The sequence below is a fragment of the Streptomyces europaeiscabiei genome (assembly GCF_001550375.1).
In the GTDB taxonomy this organism is placed as follows: domain Bacteria; phylum Actinomycetota; class Actinomycetes; order Streptomycetales; family Streptomycetaceae; genus Streptomyces; species Streptomyces europaeiscabiei.
Window position 1 is genome coordinate 1 of record NZ_LRTR01000333.1, and the last position, 7,153, is coordinate 7,153.

A 7,153-nucleotide genomic window follows, 5' to 3' on the forward strand; every position below is an offset into this window, starting at 1 on the left:
CTGCGGCCCTCTAGGGGCGCGGGGAACTGCGCGAGAAGCCCCACCGGACCCGCAGTGGGGGGTCGAAGGGGCGCAGCCCCTGGGGACGGGACGGGTAGGGGCGGCGGGGGCGACCTACAACCGCCCGATGTCCCCGCGAGGCATCCGCGGCGCCCGCCGAGCCGGCACCCTCCCCGACAACAGAATCAACCGAGCCGCCCGATGCCGCTGCCCCGCATACGGCTCCAGCAACGCCAACATCACCGAGTCGTCCGCATCCCGATCCCCCGCCAACGCGAACCCGACGATCCCCGGCAGATGCAGATCCCCCACGGTCACCGCATCCGCCGCCCCATGACTGCGCTGCACGGTCTCCGCCGAGGTCCACGGCCCGATCCCCGGCACCAACTCCAGCCGCGCCTGCGCATCCACCGGAGACATCCCCACGGCCTCCTCCAGTCGCCCCGCCACCCGCACCGCCCGAAGGATCGTCGACGCCCGCTTGTCGTCGACCCCGGCCCGATGCCACTCCCAGGACGGAATCAACGCCCACTCCCGAGCCGTGGGCATCACGAACATCCCCGGCGGAACGGGCCCCGGCGCCGGCTCCCCGAACTTCCGTACGAGCAACCGCCACGCCCGATACGCCTCGTCCGTCGTGACCTTCTGCTCCAGCACCGACGGGATCAACGACTCCAGCACCAGCCCGGTCCGCGTCAGCCGCAACCCCGGACGCCGCCGCCAGGCCATCGCCACGACCCGGTGCCGAGGCACGAAGACCTCCGGCTCGTCCGACGCCCCGAGCAGCGAAGGCACCCGGTCGAGCAGCCACTCACCCCCGGGACCCCACGCCTCCGCCTCGACGACCCCGTTCCGCACGGCGACCCGCAGAGTCCCGGCCCCCGTCGGCGTATGACTGGCCCGCCACACGGACCCGTCCGGCGTCGCCCGGAAGGTCGGATCCCCGGGCCCCCGCCGAAGCGGCCCCAGCACGAGCCCCGGATCGAGCGCACCCTCCGGCACCCAGGTCCGCCGCTTCCCCGCCGCGGCGGCCTGCCGAGGCACCCCACCAGGCACGACGACCTGCCCACCCCGCACAGTCGTACGAGTGGGCCGCTGAGGGAAACGTCCGGCCACGAAGAGGTCCTAGAAGTGATGCGGCGGTCTATGAGAGTGGTGCAGTGCGAGAGCGCTGCCTTATGAGCCTAGGCGCCCATGACGCTTCAGGGGCGCGGGGAACTGCGCGAGCAACCACAACGAACCCGCTCCCGCCCACCGACCCCAACCACCCTCGAACCGTAGGCGCACCAACTGCACCAACTGCACCAGCCGCACCAACCCACCCCCACCTCACCGCACCTCGACAAAGGCCTCCGCATCCCGCTCGCCCCGAGCCGGAGGCGACCCGGCCGCATGCCCCACAGCCACGGCCCCCATCGGATCCCACCCCTCCGGCAGCCCCAGCACCTCCCGCACGACATCCCGGCAGAACATCGTCGAGGACACCCACGCGGACCCGAGCCGTTCCCCGGCCAGCGCGACGAGGAAGTTCTGCACCCCGGCCCCGGCCGCGACCACGAACATCTCCCGCTCGGCCGCGTCCCGCCGCGCGTCCCCGTAGGAGTGCGCCCCGTCCATCACCAGACACGGCACCACCAGATACGGCGCGGCGCGCAGTACGTCCCCGCGCCGCACCCGCTTCGCGACGGACTCCTCGCTCTTGCCGTCCCGCCGCAGATCCGCGATCCACGCGTCCCGCATGGCGTCGAGCAGGCGCACCCGCGACTCCTCGGACTCCAGCAGCACGAACCGCCACGGCGTCGTGTGATGCGGCGCCGGCGCCGTCACGGCGGCGGCCACGGCCCGTCGCACCGCTCCGGGGTCGACGGGCTCGTCCGTGAACGCCCGGACCGTACGCCGCTGGGTCACGGCCAGCCGTACGGCCTCGGAGGTGCCGAGCCGGAACATGTCGTCCCGTGCCCCCCGGACCAGGGTCCGCGTCCCCTCGCCGTCGTCCTCGGCCACGACATGCCCCAGCCCCCGGACGACGGCGACGGGCAGCCCGGCGGCCTTGCCCTTCACCAGGTCACCGGCGCCGGCCAGTTCGTCGGCGGTGGCGACGACGGTCGCGCCGAGCGGATTGCCGTGCGCGTCGGTGCCGCCCCGCAGGTCGTCGAGGACCCGCACGCCGGCCGCCCCGATGGCGACATCCGTCAGCCCGCTGCGCCAGGGTCGCCCGAACGTGTCGGTGACGACGACCCCGACCTCGACGCCGAGCGTGTCCCTGATGCCGTCCCGGATCGCCCGCGCGGAGGTGTCGGGGTCCTCGGGCAGCAACAGCACGGTCCCGGAGGGTGTGTTGGAGGCGTCGACCCCGGCGGCGGCCATCACCAGGCCCTGCCTGTTCTCCACGATCCGCAACGCTCCGCGCCGCGCCACCACCCGCACGGTCTCGGCGTCGATCGCGGCCTCCCGGTCGGCCGCCTCGACGAGCCGCCCCTCCGCCTTGGACACGATCTTGGAGGTGACGAGCAACACGTCCCCGTCGACCAGCCCCGGCTCGGCCGCGGCGATCAGCTTGGCGAGGTCGTCCCCCTCCTGCACCTCGGGGATGCCGGCCAGGGCCCAGACCCGGTACCCGGGACCGGGCGGCACCTCGCCCATGTTCTCCTCGCTCACGCTCCCCGCACCTCCTCCGCCAGGGCCAGCGCCTCGCGGGCCATCGTCGTCGTCGCGTCCAGGTCGGTCATCATCAGCGGCACGGCCCGGCACCGTATCCCGGCGGTCTCGACGCGCTCGGTGACGCCCGCGTCGACGGTGTCGACGAGCCAGCCGTCGAGCAGTCCGGAGCCGTAGTGCTCGGCGACGGCCGCGGCCGTCGACTCGACGCCGACGGCGGCGAGGACCTTGTCCGCCATACCGCGCACGGGCGCGTCACCGACGATGGGGGAGAGGCCCACGACCGGCACCCCGGCCTCGGCGATCGCCTCCCGGACGCCGGGCACGGCGAGGATGGTGCCGACGGAGACGACGGGGTTGGACGGCGGGAAGAGGATCACGTCCGCCTCGGCGATGGCCTCCAGGACCCCGGGCGCCGGCTTCGCCTGCTCGGCGCCGACCGGCACGATCGCCTCGGCCGGCACGGAGGCCCGCAGCCGCACCCAGTACTCCTGGAAGTGGATCGCCCTGCGCTCGCCGTCCTGCTCGACGGCGACATGGGTCTCGACGCGGTCGTCGGTCATCGGGATGAGCCGCACGCCCGGCTTCCACCGGTCGCACAGCGCCTCCGTGACCGCGCTCAGCGGAAACCCGGCACTGATCATCTGCGTCCGCACGATGTGCGTGGCGAAGTCCCGGTCGCCGAGTCCGAACCACTCGGGCCCGACGCCGTACGCCGCGAGCTCCTCCTTGAGATGGAAGGTCTCGTCGGCCCGGCCCCAGCCCTGCTCCTCGTTGATGCCGCCGCCGAGCGTGTACATCACCGTGTCGAGGTCCGGGCAGACCTTCAGCCCGAAGAGGTGGATGTCGTCCCCGGTGTTGCCGATGACCGTGATGTCCGCGTCCGGCACGGCCCGCTTCAGACCACGCAGGAACCGGGCACCACCGATGCCGCCTGCCAGAACCACAATGCGCATGGGGGCAAGTCTCGCAGGCGGGTACGACAACGGGTCGCCCGCCCGCGACCACGGCCGGTTTCCCACGGTCCCGGTCAGGCCGTGACGGTCGCCACCCCCGCCGCGCAGGCCTTCGCGTGCATCGGCATGTCCGTCAGCCCCGGGTAGTAGACGTGCAGACTGATGGCCGGTTCCAGCGTGTCGTTGACGACCTCGTGCGCGTAACCCGGCGCGAACACGCGCTGCGCGCCCGCGCCGAGCACGCGCGTGCCCCGGTCGGTGCGCTCGGTCAGCGTGCCGTCGAGCACCGTCAGTACGCCGGAGGAGCCCCCATGGTCGTGCAGTCCGGTGCCCTGCCCCGGCACCCAGGACAGCAGCCACACCTCGTACCCGGGACCGGTCAGCAGCCGGTGGTACCAGCGCGTGGTCGCGTCGTACTCGACGAGGTGCTCCCACCGGGAGCGGTCGTCGGCGAGGGAACGGGCCAGTCCGGCGAACTCGGCCACGGTGACGGGGTGTTGGCGCGGCGCCTGGAGGAGGTGCGGTACTTCGAGAAGGTCGCCGGCGATCTGGAGGTCGCTGTCGCTGTTCATGAAGTGGGGAGGTCCTCGACGGAGAGTGCGTGGGGGAGGGCGGGGTGTGGCGTACCGTCCGCCCGGGTCGCGGGCGGTGCGGGTGCCCGTTTCCGGGTCGATGGGAACAGCGGCCGAGCCGGGTCGGGCTCAGTGGCAGCCGGAGCGCGTGAGGCTCAACAGCTGGAACGGCAACAGCAACAGCTACAGCGAGCAGCACCGAGGGACCCGGCGGAGCGGGTCGAGGTGAGTGCCAAGTTCGCGAGCATGCCCACAAGCACAGCGGTTCACACCTCCGCTGTCAACTTCACGTCCGGTATGTGGATGCCGATTCATCTCTTTCGGTGCATCCGCGCGGCGAAAGGTTTGTGCGTGAGGTGTCGGGGAGACATGGCGTCCAACCGGGCAAGCCGTCGGCGCGTGTGTGGAGGGTCGCGGGTGCGTCCGGAGCGAGTCGGCTCGAACGAGTCGGAACGAGATCGAACTCCTGGGCGTCCTTCCTCGTAAGGGAAGGAGGCCCCCACCCGGAACTCCCGCCTGCCGTCAGGCTGCTGTCATGGTTTATGCCGATTTGAACACTTTCCGCAAAGCCTTGGTTCCGCAGAGTGAATAAGGGGCTCAATAGCAGATCTCGGCTTGACTCGCCCGTAGCAGCACACTTGTAATTTCACTCGTGTCGTTCAGCCGAAATCGGTAACGGCCGCACGACGGGGACGCGAAAGACGGACGAGGGGCGCACATGACCGAGCTCGTGCAGCAACTGCTGGTCGACGACGCGGACGAAGAACTCGGCTGGCAGGAGCGCGCGCTGTGCGCCCAGACCGATCCCGAGTCCTTCTTCCCCGAGAAGGGCGGCTCGACCCGCGAGGCCAAGAAGGTCTGTCTCGCCTGCGAGGTCCGCTCCGAATGCCTTGAGTACGCCCTCGCCAACGACGAGCGGTTCGGTATCTGGGGCGGCCTGTCGGAGCGCGAGCGCCGCCGCCTCAAGAAGGCAGCCGTCTGACCCGAGCCGGAACATCCGACCCGTCCCGGAGCAGTCGAACAGGAACAACCGAACACGTACGGCCCGTCGCACGTGGGTTGTCCACAGGCGGCGGGCCGCTGTGCTGCTCAGCCGTTAGTGTGGGCCCTCGTCCGAGACGTCCCGCTGTCCCCGCCGGACACAACAGACGTCCACCGCAGTCCATCGAACCGGGGCCCGTACCTCGATGTCCGTGCACAGCCACACCTCAGCCCACCAAGACGCTGCCACTCCTGAGTTCCCCCGTCACGTGGTGACCGCGGTCCTCGTCGCGCACGACGGCGCCCGCTGGCTGCCCGACGCGCTCGCCGGGCTGCTCGGCCAGGAGCGCCCCGTGCAGAGCGCCATGGCGGCCGACACCGGCAGCGCGGACGACTCCGCCCAGCTCCTCTCCGACGCCCTCGGCGCGGACCGCGTCCTGCACCTCGCCCGACGGACCGGTTTCGGCCAGGCCGTCGAGGAGGCCAACCGCACCGCGGGCGTGCTCACCCCGGACGACCTGACGTACCTGCGGCGCCCCAGTGGCTGGGACCCGGTCACCCGCAGCTGGCGCGACGACGCGTACGACATGCCGGAACTCCCCCACGGGGAACCGGTCCAGTGGCTGTGGCTGCTGCACGACGACTGCGCCCCCGAGCCCGACGCCCTCGCCCAGATGCTGCGGGTCGTGGAGAACGAACGCGAGCTGGGCCGGGACGACGTCGCCGTCGTCGGCCCCAAGCTGCGCGGCTGGTACGACCGCCGTCAGCTCCTGGAGGTCGGCGTCACCATCGCCAACTCCGGCCGCCGCTGGACCGGCCTGGACCGCCGCGAACAGGACCAGGGCCAGCACGACCACGTCAAGCCCAGCCTCGCCGTGTCCACCGCCGGCATGCTGATCCGCCGCGACGTCTTCGAGGAGCTGGGCGGCTTCGACCGGCGCCTGCCCCTCATGCGTGACGACGTCGACCTGTGCTGGCGCGCCACCACCGCCGGGCACCGTGTCCTCGTCGCCCCCGAAGCCGTCGTACGGCACGCCGAGGCGTCCTCGCGCGAGCGCCGCACCGTCGACTGCGCGGGCCGCGGCGCCGCCTCCCCGCACATGGTCGACAAGGCGGGCGCGATCTACACCCTCCTCGTCAACTCCCGTACGGCACAACTGCCCTGGGTGCTGCTGCGCATCGTCCTGGGCACGGTGCTCAGGACCGTCGCCTACCTCGTGGGCAAGGTCCCCGGACAGGCCGTCGACGAGATCCGCGGCCTGCTGAGCGTGCTGCTGAGACCCGAGCGGATCATCGCCGGGAGGCGCAGGCGAGGCCGCTCACAGCTGGACAAGGGCGAGCTGCGCCCGCTGTTCCCGCCACCCGGCGCGACCGTCCGGGCCACCGTCGAACAGGTCGCGGGCGATCTGTTCGGCACCTCCGACGCCGAGGCCTCCCAGGCCGGACGGCACGGCGGCGCGGTCGAGTCGGGGCCCGGCGACGACGACGCCGACTTCCTGCAGGTCGAGCAGTTCGCCCGGCTCAAGCGCATCGCGCGTGCTCCCGGGCCCGTGCTCTTCGCGCTCCTGCTGCTCGCCTCGCTCGTCGCCTGCCGTGAACTGCTCGGTGGCGGCGCGCTCGCGGGCGGCACCCTGCTGCCCGCCCCCGCCGACTCCGCCGAGCTGTGGTCGCGCTACCTGGACGGCTGGCACCCGGTCGGCGCGGGCGGCGCCGAGGCCGCGCCGCCGTACCTGGCGATCGTGGCCATGCTCGCCTCCCTGCTGTTCGGCTCAGCCGGGCTCGCGGTCACCGTGCTCCTCGTGGCGTCCGTGCCCCTGGCCGGGTTCACCGCGTACTTCGCCTCGCGCTCCCTGGTCGAGTCCCGGCTGCTGCGCGCCTGGGCGGCCGTCGTGTACGCCTTCCTGCCCGCCGTCACCGGCGCGCTCGCGACCGGCCGCATCGGCACCGCCGTCCTCGCGATCCTGCTGCCCCTCATCGCCCGCGCGG

Annotated in this window: 6 protein-coding genes; 2 read left to right on the forward strand and 4 right to left on the reverse strand. The window is 72.3% G+C overall.

Annotated features, from left to right (window positions below; genetic code table 11):
- Positions 1–114: 114 nt before the first annotated feature.
- The 4 genes from AWZ10_RS16195 to AWZ10_RS16210 all read right to left on the reverse strand — a co-directional run bounded on the left by AWZ10_RS16195 (position 115) and on the right by AWZ10_RS16210 (position 4,186).
- Entirely contained in the window at positions 115–1,116 is a 1,002-nt protein-coding gene (locus tag AWZ10_RS16195) for a DNA-3-methyladenine glycosylase family protein (RefSeq protein WP_060891411.1), read from the reverse strand.
- A gap of 213 nt (positions 1,117–1,329) precedes the next feature.
- The gene (locus AWZ10_RS16200) at positions 1,330–2,643 is read right to left on the reverse strand and encodes a coenzyme F420-0:L-glutamate ligase (protein ID WP_079076826.1); all 1,314 of its coding nucleotides are present in this window, start codon (positions 2,641–2,643) and stop codon (positions 1,330–1,332) included.
- 11 nt (positions 2,644–2,654) lie between these two features.
- Positions 2,655–3,614: a 2-phospho-L-lactate transferase gene (cofD, locus tag AWZ10_RS16205; protein WP_060891413.1), complete on the reverse strand. Its 960-nt coding sequence runs from the start codon at positions 3,612–3,614 to the stop codon at positions 2,655–2,657.
- 74 nt (positions 3,615–3,688) lie between these two features.
- Positions 3,689–4,186, reverse strand: coding sequence for a cysteine dioxygenase (locus AWZ10_RS16210; protein WP_046706362.1), 498 nt, complete (start codon positions 4,184–4,186; stop codon positions 3,689–3,691).
- A 718-nt stretch (positions 4,187–4,904) separates the two neighbouring features.
- Here AWZ10_RS16210 and AWZ10_RS16215 point away from each other — a divergent pair.
- A complete protein-coding gene (locus AWZ10_RS16215) occupies positions 4,905–5,168 on the forward strand; it encodes a WhiB family transcriptional regulator (protein ID WP_003975777.1) in 264 nt (87 codons plus the stop codon).
- A gap of 205 nt (positions 5,169–5,373) precedes the next feature.
- A partial coding sequence (locus AWZ10_RS16220) for a glycosyltransferase family 2 protein (RefSeq protein ID WP_159058285.1) occupies positions 5,374–7,153 on the forward strand: 1,780 nt, incomplete at its 3' end.